This is a genomic window from Klebsiella sp. P1954, from assembly GCF_018199955.1.
Classification (GTDB): Bacteria; Pseudomonadota; Gammaproteobacteria; order Enterobacterales; family Enterobacteriaceae; genus Klebsiella; species Klebsiella pneumoniae.
On the sequence record NZ_CP073373.1, the window covers coordinates 980,617 to 995,721 of the forward strand.

At 59.3% G+C, this 15,105-nt stretch carries 11 protein-coding genes and 1 pseudogene; 6 read left to right on the forward strand and 6 right to left on the reverse strand.

What is annotated here, in order from left to right:
• Positions 1-111: 111 nt before the first annotated feature.
• Positions 112-696: a Maf family protein gene (locus tag KB890_RS04945; RefSeq protein ID WP_002899273.1), complete on the forward strand. Its 585-nt coding sequence runs from the start codon at positions 112-114 to the stop codon at positions 694-696.
• Positions 697-733: 37 nt separating this feature from the next.
• Here the strand turns inward: KB890_RS04945 and rluC are convergent, their stop codons facing one another.
• Complete coding sequence (gene rluC, locus KB890_RS04950; protein WP_002899271.1) at positions 734-1,687, reverse strand: 23S rRNA pseudouridine(955/2504/2580) synthase RluC; 954 nt, start codon at positions 1,685-1,687, stop codon at positions 734-736.
• 699 nt (positions 1,688-2,386) lie between these two features.
• On the opposite strand from rluC, the gene rne reads away from it, so the two are divergent.
• Entirely contained in the window at positions 2,387-5,620 is a 3,234-nt protein-coding gene (rne, locus tag KB890_RS04955; protein WP_004179325.1) for a ribonuclease E, read from the forward strand.
• A gap of 38 nt (positions 5,621-5,658) precedes the next feature.
• Here the strand turns inward: rne and KB890_RS04965 are convergent, their stop codons facing one another.
• Positions 5,659-6,687 (reverse strand): LysR family transcriptional regulator, encoded by a 1,029-nt coding sequence (locus KB890_RS04965; RefSeq protein WP_020324999.1) that lies wholly within the window; start codon positions 6,685-6,687, stop codon positions 5,659-5,661.
• A 16-nt stretch (positions 6,688-6,703) separates the two neighbouring features.
• On the opposite strand from KB890_RS04965, the gene KB890_RS04970 reads away from it, so the two are divergent.
• A complete protein-coding gene (locus KB890_RS04970) occupies positions 6,704-7,918 on the forward strand; it encodes an MFS transporter (RefSeq protein ID WP_004176581.1) in 1,215 nt (404 codons plus the stop codon).
• 53 nt (positions 7,919-7,971) lie between these two features.
• On the opposite strand, the gene murJ is transcribed toward KB890_RS04970, so the two are convergent.
• The 4 genes and pseudogenes from murJ to rimJ all read right to left on the reverse strand — a co-directional run bounded on the left by murJ (position 7,972) and on the right by rimJ (position 11,782).
• The gene (gene murJ / locus KB890_RS04975) at positions 7,972-9,507 is read right to left on the reverse strand and encodes a murein biosynthesis integral membrane protein MurJ (protein ID WP_002899104.1); all 1,536 of its coding nucleotides are present in this window, start codon (positions 9,505-9,507) and stop codon (positions 7,972-7,974) included.
• A gap of 111 nt (positions 9,508-9,618) precedes the next feature.
• A complete protein-coding gene (locus tag KB890_RS04980; protein ID WP_022631257.1) occupies positions 9,619-10,530 on the reverse strand; it encodes a Gfo/Idh/MocA family protein in 912 nt (303 codons plus the stop codon).
• Between the two features lie 15 nt (positions 10,531-10,545).
• Positions 10,546-11,188: pseudogene (locus KB890_RS04985) on the reverse strand (YceH family protein).
• A gap of 9 nt (positions 11,189-11,197) precedes the next feature.
• Complete coding sequence (rimJ, locus tag KB890_RS04990; protein ID WP_002899099.1) at positions 11,198-11,782, reverse strand: ribosomal protein S5-alanine N-acetyltransferase; 585 nt, start codon at positions 11,780-11,782, stop codon at positions 11,198-11,200.
• Positions 11,783-12,011: 229 nt separating this feature from the next.
• On the opposite strand from rimJ, the gene mdtH reads away from it, so the two are divergent.
• The 3 genes from mdtH (at position 12,012) to pyrC (ending at position 15,066) form a co-directional block, all read left to right on the forward strand.
• Entirely contained in the window at positions 12,012-13,220 is a 1,209-nt protein-coding gene (gene mdtH / locus KB890_RS04995; protein ID WP_002899096.1) for a multidrug efflux MFS transporter MdtH, read from the forward strand.
• 113 nt (positions 13,221-13,333) lie between these two features.
• Positions 13,334-13,894, forward strand: coding sequence for a lipoprotein (locus tag KB890_RS05000; RefSeq protein ID WP_004150824.1), 561 nt, complete (start codon positions 13,334-13,336; stop codon positions 13,892-13,894).
• A gap of 125 nt (positions 13,895-14,019) precedes the next feature.
• Entirely contained in the window at positions 14,020-15,066 is a 1,047-nt protein-coding gene (pyrC, locus tag KB890_RS05005) for a dihydroorotase (RefSeq protein ID WP_004176586.1), read from the forward strand.
• The last annotated feature ends 39 nt before the right edge of the window (positions 15,067-15,105 follow it).

Sequence of the window (15,105 nt, forward strand, 5' to 3'; positions counted from 1 at the left end):
AGAGTCAAAGAAAAAGGCAGCCTCAGGTTGCCTTTTACCATTTATTCGCACACATTGCGGCGCATAGTTTAAGATGATGCTCTGCGAAGCGCTATATGTGGATGAAAAAATATGTCTGATCTTATCCTCGCGTCAACCTCTCCCTGGCGGCGCATGCTGCTGGAAAAACTGGGTTTACCGTTTGAATGTGCCGCGCCTGACGTCGACGAAACGCCCCGGCCTGATGAATCCGCACGTCAGCTTGTCACCCGGCTGGCGCAGGCCAAAGCGCAAAGTCTGGCCACACGCTTCCCTAATCACCTTATTATAGGCTCCGATCAGGTTTGCGTACTGGACGGTGAAATCACCGGCAAACCGCACACCGAGGAAAATGCCCGCAGGCAGTTAAGAAAGGCCAGCGGATCAATCATTACCTTTTATACCGGACTGGCGCTGTACAACTCTGCCAGCGGCCATCTACAAACCGAATGCGAACCCTTTGACGTTCACTTTCGCCATCTCAGTGATAAAGAGATAGAAGGCTATGTGCGCAAAGAGAACCCGCTGCAGTGCGCCGGGAGTTTCAAGAGCGAAGGATTGGGCATTACGCTGTTCGAACGGCTGGAAGGCCGCGACCCGAACACCCTGGTCGGTTTACCCTTAATCGCGCTCTGTCAGATGTTGCGCCGTGAAAACTACAATCCGCTGTTAGGCTGAGGCAAAAAAAACGGCGGAACTGATTCCGCCGTTGCGCTTATTTGCTCTTCCGTAGCACCTGTAAACAGTGCTTCAGCTGGTTGTCCAGCGGCGCCTCAACGCGCATCACCTCCCCGCTCCCCGGGTGGGTAAACTTCAGCGCCGCCGCGTGCAGGAACAGGCGGTTTAAGCCGGTAGCGGACAGCTGCTTGTCGAACTCGCGGTCGCCATAGCGGTCGTCAAAAGCGATAGGATGGCCGGCATACTGGGTATGAACGCGGATCTGATGCGTGCGGCCGGTGACCGGGCTGCAGCGCACCAGCGTGGCGAATTCGTAACGCTCTTCCACTTTAAAACGCGTCTCCGACGGCTTGCCTTCCTGACTCACGCGAACGATGCGCTCCCCGCTCTGCAGAATATTCTTCAACAGCGGGGCCTGGACCACTTTGGTATGCGACTGCCACTGGCCGCGCACCAGCGCCAGATAATCTTTCTGCATGCCTTTATCGCGCAGTTGCTCGTGCAGCGAACGCAGCGCTGAGCGCTTTTTCGCCACCAGCAGCACGCCGGAGGTATCCCGGTCGAGACGATGCACTAGCTCAAGGAAACGCGCCTCCGGGCGCAGGGCGCGCAGCCCTTCAATCACGCCGAAGCTTAGGCCGCTGCCGCCGTGTACCGCGGTACCAGAAGGCTTATTGAGCACCAGAATATGATCGTCTTCATAGAGGATCACCTCAGAGAGCGCGGCCACTTTCTGCAGGTGCGGCGATACCGCCTCTTCTTCACGCTCCGCCACGCGCACCGGCGGGATACGGACTTCATCGCCCGCTTCCAGCTTATACTCCGGCTTCACGCGCTTTTTGTTTACCCGCACCTCGCCTTTACGCAGGATGCGATAAATCATGCTCTTCGGTACGCCTTTCAATTGCGTACGCAAAAAGTTGTCGATACGTTGCCCCGCTTCATCAGCAGCAATGGCAACCATTTTTACGGTTGGGGTCTCAGTTTTCATGGTGCGCGATTCTAAATAGCCGGACGCATTAGCGCCACTCATTTTTATATGCTTATATTTATCATTATCCTGTTTTCACGGTTTACCTGACCGCCATTTTGTTTGTTATTAGAACAATCTGTATGGGCAGGTGATAAAACTGTGAGTAACCGGGTGATAAAAGGTGAAAGTCAACTTGCTATAACAAGGTTAGCAATGGAATAATGAGACCGTTTTCCGTATTGCATCTTGTTAGAACAAGACATTAGCGGAATGACCAATTTTGTCTGACCGATCGCCCACGCAGCAATGGCGTAAGACGTTGTGATCTTTCAGACAGTTAGCGGGCTGCGGGTTGCAGTCCTTACCGGTACAGGCTCTATGGATTTCAAGTCGCAGGAAGGCGTCAACTCCGGGACTCCCGGGAGCTCATCTGGATCGCCAGATCGAGGTGAGCAGGTTAAGCCACCATGCCTGCAACGCGAAAGACGACGAGTATAAATGGAATATTCTCTGGTGATACATCCCAGGCTGTTCCCCTGAATAATTGCGCTGTGTTTCCGTTTGAAACACAGGCGACCGACACTCTGCGCCTCTTAAGCGCGCGACAACCGTGAGGTTGGCGACGTGAACCAGACACGAGGCCATCGGTTTTCCCCCGGAAAGGCATTACTCTGCCCGCAGCTTAGTCGTCAATGTAAGAATAATGAGTAAGTTACGATGAAAAGAATGTTAATCAACGCAACTCAGCAGGAAGAGTTGCGCGTCGCCCTTGTTGATGGGCAGCGCCTGTACGACCTGGATATCGAAAGCCCCGGGCACGAACAGAAAAAAGCGAACATCTACAAAGGCAAAATCACCCGCATTGAACCCAGCCTTGAAGCCGCGTTTGTTGATTACGGCGCCGAGCGTCATGGTTTCCTCCCCCTCAAAGAAATCGCCCGCGAATACTTCCCCGCCAACTACAATGCGCATGGTCGTCCTAATATCAAAGACGTACTGCGGGAAGGTCAGGAAGTTATCGTGCAGATTGATAAAGAAGAACGCGGCAACAAAGGCGCTGCGCTCACCACCTTTATCAGCCTGGCGGGCAGCTATCTGGTACTGATGCCGAACAACCCGCGCGCCGGGGGAATTTCCCGCCGTATCGAGGGCGACGACCGTACCGAACTGAAAGAAGCGCTGGCGAGCCTGGAGCTTCCGGACGGCATGGGCCTGATCGTTCGCACCGCTGGCGTCGGCAAATCCGCCGAAGCCCTGCAGTGGGACCTGAGCTTCCGCCTGAAGCACTGGGAAGCGATTCAGAAAGCCGCGGAAAGCCGTCCGGCGCCGTTCCTGATCCACCAGGAAAGCAACGTCATTGTCCGCGCCTTCCGTGACTACCTGCGCCAGGACATCGGCGAAATCCTGATCGATAACCCGAAAGTGCTTGAGCTGGCGCGCCAGCATATCGCCGCGCTGGGTCGTCCGGATTTCAGCAGCAAAATCAAACTGTACACCGGTGAAATCCCGCTGTTCAGCCATTATCAGATCGAATCGCAAATTGAGTCCGCCTTCCAGCGCGAAGTGCGCCTGCCTTCCGGCGGGTCTATCGTTATCGATAGCACCGAAGCGCTGACCGCGATCGATATCAACTCCGCCCGCGCCACCCGCGGCGGCGATATCGAAGAGACAGCCTTCAATACCAACCTCGAAGCGGCTGACGAAATTGCCCGCCAGCTGCGTCTGCGCGACCTCGGCGGCCTGATCGTTATCGACTTCATCGATATGACCCCGGTTCGCCACCAGCGCGCCGTGGAGAATCGTCTGCGCGAAGCCGTCCGTCAGGACCGGGCGCGCATTCAGATCAGCCATATTTCGCGCTTCGGCCTGCTGGAGATGTCCCGTCAGCGCCTGAGCCCGTCGCTGGGCGAGTCCAGCCACCACGTCTGCCCGCGCTGCTCCGGCACCGGCACCGTGCGTGATAACGAATCGCTGTCGCTCTCTATTCTGCGTCTGATCGAAGAAGAAGCGCTGAAAGAGAATACCAAAGAAGTCCACGCCATTGTTCCGGTACCGATCGCCTCCTATCTGCTGAACGAAAAACGTGCCGCAGTGAGCGCTATCGAATCCCGTCAGGGCGATGTGCGCGTTATTATCGTGCCAAACGACGAAATGCAAACGCCGCACTACTCCGTCCTGCGCGTGCGCAAAGGTGAAGAAACCTCAACGCTGAGCTATCTGCTGCCGAAGCTGCATGAAGAAGAGATGGCGCTGCCAGGCGACGATGAGCCGGCGGAGCGGAAACGTCCGGAACAGCCGGCCCTGGCCGCTTTTGTCATGCCAGATGCGCCGCCAGCCCCGATGCTCGAAGAGCCTGCCGCCGCGCCTGTCGCCGCAGCGGCACCGGTCGCGGCCGCCGCACCGGCGCAGCCTGGCCTGCTCTCACGCTTCTTCAGCGCGCTGAAGAATATCTTCTCTGGCGCCGAAGAGGCCAAACCGGCTGAAGTTCAGATCGAGAAGAAAGCGGAAGAAAAACCGGAGCGTCAGCAGGAGCGTCGTAAACCGCGCGCCAACAACCGCCGCGACCGCAACGACCGCCGTGATAACCGCGACAATCGTGACAACCGCGATAACCGTGACAATCGCGACACCCGTGCGGACAATGCCGAGGGCCGTGAACCGCGCGAATCGCGTGAAGAGAACCGTCGCAACCGTCGCGAGAAGCCGTCGCAGAACGTGGAAGCCCGTGATGTTCGCCAAACCTCAGGCGACGACGCGGAGAAAGCGAAATCCCGTGACGAGCAGCAGCCGCGCCGCGAACGCACCCGCCGCCGCAATGACGACAAACGTCAGGCGCAGCAGGAAGCCAAAGCGCAGACTCGCGAAGAGCCGGTTGTGCAGGAGACGGAGCAGGAAGAGCGTGTACAAACTCTGCCGCGTCGTAAACCGCGCCAGCTGGCACAGAAAGTGCGCGTTGAGTCCGCTGTCGTCGAGCCAGTTGCCGAGATCGTGCCCGAAGCCGTAGTGGCTGAAGTTATCGCTCCGCACAGCGAGCCGGTGAAAGCCGAGCTGCCGGCAGGGGTGGAGAGCGTGGCGGACCAGGACGAAAATGGCGAATCCCGTGAAGCGAACGGTATGCCGCGTCGATCACGTCGCTCCCCGCGTCACCTGCGCGTCAGCGGTCAGCGTCGTCGTCGCTATCGTGACGAACGCTATCCGACCCAGTCGCCTATGCCGCTGACCGTAGCCTGCGCATCGCCGGAGATGGCTTCCGGTAAAGTCTGGATCCGCTACCCGGTGGTTCGTCCGCAGGATCAGCAGCCGGAAGAGGTTCAGGTTCAGGACGCCAGCGTCGCGAAAACTGTCGAGGCTGTAGCGGCCCCGGTTGCCGTCGTTGAAACCGTTACCGCTGCGCCGGTCACCGTCGAGCCGGCTACCATGGAACCAGTAACCGCTGAGCCGGTAGTCGTCGAGCCGGTAGCGGCCGCCGAGCCGCTGGTCGTTGATGCTGCGGAAGTTGTCGCGCCAGCAGCCGTCGAGCCAGCGCCTCAGGAGCCGGTCACCGAAGCACCGGCTGTCGAAGCGCCTCAGGCTATCGCGCCAGTGACGCTCGACCCCGAGCCGGTGGTGGTAGAACCTGAAGCGGTGGAAACGACGCCTGTCGTTGCAGCGCCAGTGGAAACTATCGCCCCGGTCGCAGAAACCGTGGAGCAAGCGCCAGTGACCGAAGCGGCCCCTGCCGAACCGGTCAAAGCCGAGCCCCCGGTGAGCAAGCCGGTCGTAGTGGCGGGTCATCGCCATGCCACCGCGCCAATGACCCGTGCGCCAGCTCCGGACTATGTCCCGGAAGCACCGCGTCACAGCACCTGGGTGCGCCCGCCGTTCGCCTTTGAAGGTAAAGGCGCCGCCGGTGGTCATAGCGCGACCCATAAAGCCACCGCTGAACCGACTCGCCCACAGCCCGTCGAGTAAGCGTGCTTAATAAAAAAACCGGCCTTTGGCCGGTTTTTTTATGCGCTTTGCGGACGCTGCATCCCGGCGAGATCCGGCATGATCTCCCGCATCAGGTCGAGGAACTTACGCAGGCGTGTCGGGTAATAGCGCGCCCAGGGATAAACCAGATGAACCGGCAGCGAGGCGGGTCGCCACTGCGGGAACAGCTCAATCAGCCGTCCGGCGGCAATATCCTCCACGACTGTCCAGCTGGACACCATCGCCACCCCCAGCCCCGCCAGCGCGGTGTTGCGCGCGACGTAAAGACTGTCAGTGCTCAGACAGGGAGTAATCGCTGTAGAGACAATCTGCCCGCTTGCCTGATGCCTGAGCCGTACCTCATGCTGATAAAAGGTATTAATGGAGATCCATGGCAGGCCCGATAACGCCTCCAGCGAGGTTAACGGCGGATACTTCGCCAGCAGCTCAGGAGAAGCCACTACGCAGCGCGGCACTTCCGCCAGCAGTACGGATACCGTTGCTGGATCCACCTCCGCCCCCACGCGAATAGCGCAGTCGATATTATCGCTGAGGAAGTCGACGGTATTATCGTTTAGCATCCACTCCACCGACAGCTGCGGATGGCGCTGTAGAAATGCCACCAGCGGCGCCAGCAGCTGCTGCTGGCCAAACGCGTGGGGCGCCCGCACTCGCAGAACGCCCACCGGCCGATCGTCGGCAATACGCAGGTCATCCTCCAGCGCCAGCCAGGCGTCCACCACCTGACGGGCGTGACGATAACAGCGTTCGCCATCGTCAGTGAGCTTCATCGCATGGGTGGTGCGCAGGATCAGCTTAACCCCCAGCAGCCCTTCAAGGGACTGCAGGCGGCGGCTGACGGTCGCCTGGGTAGTGTCCATCTGCCCTGCGGCGGCGGAGAGCGATCCGGCCTCTACGATGCGGATATAGGTGCGCATCAGCTCAATGCGGTCTATACGCTCTTGTCTTTTCATTTTCCTTTTGCCTATACGTGCTACGTATAACCGTTTTACCACCAGCCCGGCTACCGCGCCAGCCGCGTTCAGGGAAAAATAGCCCCATCGCATCTATGAGGCATTGAACATGACACCGACTTCCCTTTCCACCCGCGACGCAGGCTGGATTATCTTCATTCTCGCACTCGGCGCCGGCTTTAGCGTCGCCTCTATTTACTACGCGCAGCCGCTGCTGCCGTTGATGGGCGCCAATCTCCACCTGACTGTAGAAGGTATGGGTCTGGTCCCTACCCTGACGCAGGCGGGTTATGCGCTCGGCATTCTGTTCCTGCTCCCGCTCGGCGACCGCCACGATCGCCGCCGGCTGATCCTGGTGAAAAGCGCGCTGCTGGCGCTCCTGCTGCTCCTGTGCAGCCTCACCGGCCAGCTCAGCTCACTGCTGGTGGTCAGTCTGCTGATCGGTATGGCGGCGACCATGGCGCAGGATATCGTCCCGGCGGCGGCGATCCTCGCCCCGGCGGGCAAGCAGGGAAAAATGGTGGGCACGGTGATGACCGGGCTGCTGCTGGGGATCCTGCTCTCCCGGACGGTCAGCGGCGTGGTGGGCGCCGTATTCGGCTGGCGGGTGATGTATCAGGCGGCGGCGGTCAGCGTCGCGCTGATTGGCCTGGTAATGTGGCGCGTCCTGCCGCGCTTCGCTGTGCACTCGACGCTGAGCTATCCGCAGCTGATGGCCTCGATGGCGCATCTGTGGCAGCGTTACCCGGCATTACGCCGCGCCGCGCTAGCTCAGGGCGCGCTCTCCATCGCCTTTAGCGCCTTCTGGTCGACGCTGGCGGTGATGCTCTCCGAACACTATCACATGGGCAGCGCAGTAGCGGGCGGTTTCGGTATCGCCGGGGCCGCCGGGGCGCTGGCCGCGCCGCTTGCCGGCGGTCTGGCCGATAAATTTGGCGCCGGTAAGGTGACACAGATGGGTGCGGCGCTGGTCACCCTCTCCTTTGCCCTGATGTTTATGCTGCCGCTGCTGCCAGTGCACGCTCAGTTGGCGCTGATTGCCCTGTCGGCGATTGGCTTTGACCTTGGCCTGCAGTCAAGCCTGGTGGCGCATCAGAACCTGGTATATGGCCTTGAGCCACAGGCCCGCGGCCGCCTCAACGCCCTGCTGTTCACCGTGGTGTTTATCGGGATGTCGCTGGGGTCGGTGCTGGGCAGTAAGCTGTACGTGCTGGCCGGCTGGAACGGAGTGGTCACGCTGGCAGTGATCACTGGCGCGCTAGCCCTGGCGATCCGCCTGCTGGAGAATGCCCGCATCCTCGCTGCCGAACGCAGCGCATCATAAAAAAACCCCGCTTCGCCTGCGGCGAAGCGGGGTTTTTCTACCCACACAACCGCTTACGCCGTGCGACGGACAAACTCTTTCACGCGGAAGCCCAGCACCAGCAGCGTGGCGAAATAGGCTACCACCCCGGCGATAACCACCGCCAGCAAACGCATCAGACGGAACGGCATCGTCCCAAGCGACCACTCAGGCATGAGATGCATGACGCCCAGCAGCGCCGCGGCCATAACCAGCACTGCAATAATCAGACGCAGCAGGAAGGCCAACCAGCCCGGCTGCGGGGTGAAAATTTTCTGTTTACGCAGTTGCCAGTAGAGCAGCGCGGCGTTCAGGCAGGCCGCCAGGCCGATGGACAGCGACAGACCCGCATGCTTCAGCGGGCCGATAAACGCCAGGTTCATTACCTGGGTCATAATCAGGGTGATAATAGCAATCTTGACCGGGGTCTTGATGTCCTGACGGGAATAGAAGCCCGGCGCCAGCACTTTCACCACGATAAGGCCCATCAGCCCTACGGAATAAGCCACCAGCGCGCGCTGGGTCATCGCCGCGTCAAAGGCGCTGAATTTGCCGTACTGGAACAGAGCCACGGTTAGCGGTTTGGCGAGGATCCCCAGCGCCACCGCGCTCGGCAGCGCCAGCAGAAAACAGAGACGCAGTCCCCAGTCCATCAGCCGGCAATACTCGTCATGGTTACCGCTGGCGAAGCTTTTTGACAGCGATGGCAGCAGGATAGTGCCGAGCGCCACGCCCAGCACGCCGGAGGGAAACTCCATCAGGCGGTCGGCATAATACATCCACGACACCGAGCCCGACACGAGGAATGAGGCGAAAATGGTATTGATGATAAGGGAGATCTGGCTTACCGACACGCCAAGGATCGCCGGCCCCATCTGCTTCACCACCCGCATCGCGCCGGCATCTTTCAGATTAATTCGCGGCAGGACCAGCATGCCAATCTTCTTCAGATGCGGCAGCTGGTAAGCCAGCTGCAGCACGCCGCCGACCGTCACCGCCCAGGCCAGCGCCAGCACCGGCGGATGGAAGTACGGCGCGGCAAACAGCGCAAAACCAATCATACTGACGTTGAGGAACGTCGGCGCAAAGGCCGGCACCGAGAAGCGGTTCCAGGTATTGAGGATCGCCCCCACCAGCGAAGCCAGGGAGATCAGCAAAATATAGGGAAAGGTAATACGCAGCAGCTGGGTGGTTAGCGCAAACTTATCGGCGGTATCGGCAAAGCCGGGCGCAGTAATGGTGATTACCCACGGCGCCGCCAGCATCCCGATAACGGTAACGATAGCCAGGGCCAGGGTCAGCAGCCCGGAGACGTATGAGACAAACACGCGGGTGGCATCTTCGCCCTGCTTGCTTTTATATTCGGCAAGGATCGGCACAAACGCCTGTGAGAAGGCGCCTTCGGCAAAAATACGCCGCAGCAGGTTAGGCAGTTTGAAGGCGACAAAAAAGGCATCGGTCGCCATCCCGGCGCCAAAAATACGCGCCACAATCGCATCGCGGGCAAAGCCCAGCACGCGCGAAAACATGGTCATCGAACTGACTGCCGCCAGTGATTTTAAAAGGTTCATTACGCTGTTATTCCAAACCCTGGAGTAAAACGCCCGCAAATGCGGGCGCTGGAAAGTGGCGATAGTCTACCGGGTTCAACATGAATTACTACTGTCAGTTGTTACAATGGATTATTCGCTAATGGCGTCGCGCCACAGTTTCTCAACGATCCGCTGAGCCAGCAGCGCCTGTTCGCCTGCAGTTTCAGGAACTGTCTGATTTTGCACGCATTCGATAAAATGGCGCGCGCAGCCGACAAAGCCGCGCTGCTCAAGGGTGGTTTGCCAGCCGGCAACCGGGCGCTGGACCACGCCATGACCGCACTCCTCCTGCCATTCGCGCATCTCGCTGACGGCATATAGCCCGCCATCCGTGACCGCCTGCACCCACTCGCGCTGGCTGCCTGCGCGACGATGCATGCTGGTGGTGACCTGCAGCCGGGGCGAACTGAACTGATGTTCGGCATAGAGCATTTCGCCCTGCGGGGTGATCTTCAGCGCGCCGCCGCGCAGACGCGCCTGACCGTCGGCCAGCCATAGCGCGGTATCCACCACATGCAGATAGTCATCAAGCAGCGTAAAGCGCAGATCGTTGCCGACGCTATCGCTACGATGCTTATCCATCCGCAGCGAGGCCGCCTCGCCCAGCCGCCCCTTCAGCTCCCGATAGAACGGCGCGAAGCGGCGATTAAAACCGACCATCAACGTCAGTCGACGTCGCGCCGCCAGCTCGACCAGCGTCTCCGCCTCACTCAGCTTGTCCGCCAATGGTTTATCCACACAAACATGAACCCCGGCATTCAGTAAGTGATTCACTACTTCATAATGTGAAGCCGTCGAGGTATGGACAAAGACCGCATCGCACTGTGCCGCCAGGGCATCGAGGGAATCAGCGTATGGCATCCGCCAGGTTTCGCAGATCCGCAGCGCCTTCTCTTTACCCGGCGACCAGGCCGCCTGCAGCGTCCAGCTTTCCGCCGCCCCCAGCACCGGCAGCCACGCTTTCTGCGCAATGCTGCCTAAGCCGACCACCCCAATGCGCAATCTTGTCCCCACGTTTTAGTCTCCCAGATGGTGTAACAGCGAATCGAGGCGCGCCCACCTCGCCCTCCAGCGCTTCAACCCTGGCGCGCAGATCGCCGTCATCGTCCAGCGGCGCGAGAGCTTCCACTGTGGTGATCAGCGTGTCCATATCGTCGCAAAACAGATGCATATAGCGGCTTTCCCGTTTTCCCGGCTCCCGGGGCAGCCGGGCGACGAAGGGGCCATCTTCGCGCGTCGTCAGCCCTTCCAGCACGCTTTCCACTTCCGCCATATCGCTGAACTCATACATCCGCTGCGCCCGGCTGCGTAGTTCGCCCGGCGTCTGAGCACCGCGCAGCAGCAGCGTCGTGACCACCGCGACCTCGCCGGCGCTAAGCTTCAGATCGCCAAATTCAGAGTTGCAAAAGCGCTGTTCATACTTGGTGACGCGATTACCGAATCCGCTGACCGTGCGCAGATAGTGCCGTTTCACCAGCGTATCCAGCAGGGCCTGGACCTCGCTTTCGCTCAGCGACATCACTGGCTCGCGGTTGGTTTTCTGATTGCAGGCGGTCACCACAGCATTTACCGACAGCGGATACTGCTCGGGGGTGGTGACCTGCTTTTCCAGCAGGCAGCCAATGACGCGCGCTTCATGCGCAGTTAACTGATATTTCATCCTCTCTCCTTAACGTCCCGCAGACCAGTCCGGCGTCGTTAGCGCCGTCAGTACATGGTCACGCCACTGCCCGTCAATCAGCAGATAATCTTTGGCGTAACCCTCTTTTTCAAACCCCAACCGCGCCAGCAGCGCGCCGCTGCGCTGATTATGCGGCATGTAGTTGGCCATAATGCGATGAATATGCTGCGTGCGCTGCATATAGCGAATCGCCGACGTCAGCGCTTCAAACATCAGCCCCTGCCCCTGCCACTTCTCGCCAATGGAATAGCCAAGATAACAGGCATGGAAAGATCCGCGCACCACGTTGGAGAAATTCGCCACACCGATGATCTCTTTTTCCTCAGGGTCGAGCAGCGCGAAATAAAAAGCTGACCCCTGCTTATGAAACTCAGCGATCATCGACAGACGCGCCTGCCATCCGGAGGGATAGCAGTGGCTGTCGTCACGAACCGGCTCCCAGGGTTTTAAGAACGCTTTATTTTCGGCGTAATAATCGGCCAGACGCCAGGCGTCACGATCGTGAACCAGGCGCACCACCAGCCGGTCCGTCGTCAAACGCACCTTCGGCACGTTACTGCGATAGCCAAACATTTCCTTTTTCAGTCCCCCTGACTTCACTCTTGCTTTCATCACTATACCTTTCCTGCACGATAGTGTGAAAACAGCAACATACCATTTTCTGCGCCATCTCCTCTTTTCGATGAATAGGCTCAATCGATCTTGCTTTTTGATAAAAAAATATTGTCGCAAGGGTGCTGGGAAAAGCAGCAGATTGCCCGCAGAATATCCTCGCTTATCTCTATTTTTCCCTGGAGGGGAAATGTCCCGCGTCTCGCAGGCAAGGAGCCTGGGTAAATATTTCCTGTTAGTCGATAACATGCTGGTCGTGCTGGGCTTTTTTGTCGTTTTTCCGCTGATTTCCATCCGCTTTGTCGATCAGATGGGCTGGGCAGCGCTGATGGTCGGCATTGCGCTCGGCCTGCGCCAGCTGGTACAGCAGGGATTAGGCATCTTTGGCGGCGCCATCGCCGACCGCTTCGGCGCGAAACCGATGATCGTCACCGGTATGCTGATGCGTGCCGGCGGTTTCGCGGCGATGGCCGTCGCCCATGAGCCGTGGGTGCTGTGGTTCTCGTGCATACTCTCCGGACTCGGCGGTACACTGTTCGATCCGCCGCGGGCGGCGCTGGTGGTTAAGCTGGTGCGTCCGCATCAGCGCGGCCGCTTTTTCTCCATCCTGATGATGCAGGATAGCGCCGGCGCGGTGATTGGCGCGCTGCTGGGCAGCTGGCTGCTGCAGTATGATTTTCGCCTGGTGTGCAGCGCCGGCGCCGCGCTGTTTATCGCCTGCGCCGCGTTTAACGCCTGGTATCTGCCGGCATGGAAGCTCTCGACGGTGAAAACGCCGATTCGCGAGGGTCTGGGCCGGGTGCTGCGGGACAAACGCTTCGTCACCTATGTCCTGACGCTGACCGGCTATTATATGCTGGCGGTGCAGGTGATGCTGATGCTGCCGATCATGGTGAATGACATCGCCGGCTCGCCGGCCGCCGTGAAATGGATGTACGCCATCGAAGCCACCATTTCGCTCACCCTGCTCTATCCTATTGCCCGTTGGAGCGAAAAACGCTTCCGCCTTGAGCACCGGCTGATGGCCGGTCTGCTGGTGATGACCCTGGCCATGCTCCCCATCGGGATGACCAGCAGTTTACAGCAGCTGTTTACCCTGATTTGCCTGTTTTACATCGGCTCTATCATTGCCGAACCCGCCCGCGAGACGCTGGGCGCTTCGCTGGCGGACGCCCGGGCGCGTGGCAGCTATATGGGTTTCAGCCGTCTGGGGCTCGCCTTCGGCGGCGCGCTGGGTTACGCGGGCGGCGGCTGGCTGTTTGATGCCGGGAAAGCCGTCGGCCAGCCCGAACTGCCGTGGCTGATGCTCGGCGCCATCGGGGTTATCACCTTCCTGGCGCTATGGTGGCAATTCAGTCCGAAACGCTCTGCCTCCGGTATGCTGGAGCCGCGCACCTGATGCGCGCGGCGGCGGATTCTCCTGCTTTCAGCCTATTCTGCTGGCGCGATGGGTGCTGACAGGTCATGATGCTTTGTGTCAGGATGAAGGAAGGTATGAGCTTGAGGAACCCCATGAAAAAGATATTGATCGCCGCCGCGCTAATTGTCAGCGGCCTGCTGAGCGGCTGTAATCAGCTGACCCAATACACGGTAAGCGAGCAGGAGATTAACCAGGCCCTGCAGAAGCGAAACCATTTCGCCAAAGATATTGGTCTGAAAGGCGTTGCCGACGCCCATATCGAACTGCAGAACCTGACCAGCGCTATCGGGCGCGAGGAGCCGGGCAAAGTCACCCTGAGCGGGATCGCCAACGTCGATCTTAACTCCCTGTTCGGCACGCAGAAAGCGACGATCGATCTGAAGCTCAAAGCGCTGCCAACCTTTGACCGAGAGAAAGGCGCCATCTTCCTGCAGGAAATGGAAGTGGTCGATGCCAAAGTGGCGCCGGAGAAGCTGCAGTCGGTTATTCAGGCCCTGCTCCCCTACCTGAATCAGTCTCTGCGCAGCTACTTCAGCCAGCAGCCGGCTTATGTCCTGCGTGAGGACGCCAGCACCGGCGAAGCGCTGGCGAAGAAATACGCCAAAGGTATAGAGGTGAAGCCAGGCGAGATTGTCATCCCCTTTACCAATTAATCTCCAGGGCGCTACGGCGCCCTGAATTTTTTACGGAAATGAGTGCAAAGGAAAACGTTTACGCTTATCCTTAGTGCCCGGCAAAAAACAGCCCTGATGACTGAACCTATTAGCCGGAGCCTTCCATGACAGCACAATCCCAGGTATTGAAAATCCGCCGCCCAGACGACTGGCATATCCATCTGCGCGATGACGATATGCTGAAAACCGTCGTGCCTTATACCAGTGAGTTTTATGGCCGGGCGATCGTGATGCCGAATCTGGTGCCGCCTGTCACCACCGTCGCGGCGGCTATCGCTTACCGCCAGCGCATTATGGACGCCGTGCCGGCCGGGCATGATTTTACCCCGCTGATGACCTGCTATCTGACAGACTCCCTCGACCCAGCGGAGCTGGAACGCGGCTTTAACGAAGGGGTTTTCACCGCCGCCAAGCTCTACCCGGCCAATGCCACCACTAACTCCAGCCACGGCGTCACCAGCACCGACGCCATTATGCCAGTGCTGGAGCGGATGGAAAAACTGGGGATGCCGTTGCTCGTTCACGGCGAAGTCACTCACGCCGAGATTGATATTTTCGATCGTGAAGCGCGCTTTATTGAGACGGTGATGGAGCCCCTGCGCCAGCGCCTGCCCGGCCTGAAAGTGGTTTTTGAACATATCACCACCAAAGACGCCGCCGAGTACGTGCGTGACGGTAATGAACTGCTGGCTGCTACCATCACCCCGCAGCATCTGATGTTCAACCGCAACCATATGCTGGTGGGCGGCATTCGCCCTCACCTGTACTGTCTGCCGGTACTTAAACGCAATATTCATCAGCAGGCTCTGCGGGAGCTGGTCGCCAGCGGCTTCAGCCGCGCCTTCCTCGGCACCGACTCCGCACCGCACGCCCGCCACCGTAAGGAAGCCAGCTGTGGCTGCGCCGGCTGCTTTAACGCCCCGACCGCCCTCGGCAGCTACGCCACCGTGTTTGAAGAAATGAACGCTCTGCAGCACTTTGAGGCTTTCTGCTCGCTGAACGGCCCGCGCTTCTACGGTCTGCCGGTCAATGAGAGCTACGTTGAACTGGTGCGTGAAGAGACGACCGTTGTGGACAGCATTGCCCTGCCTAATGACACCCTGGTTCCCTTCCTGGCGGGTGAAACCGTTCGCTGGACCGTGAAGAAATAAAAACGCAGCCCCCTGTTGTCAACGCTAACCGGATACTGT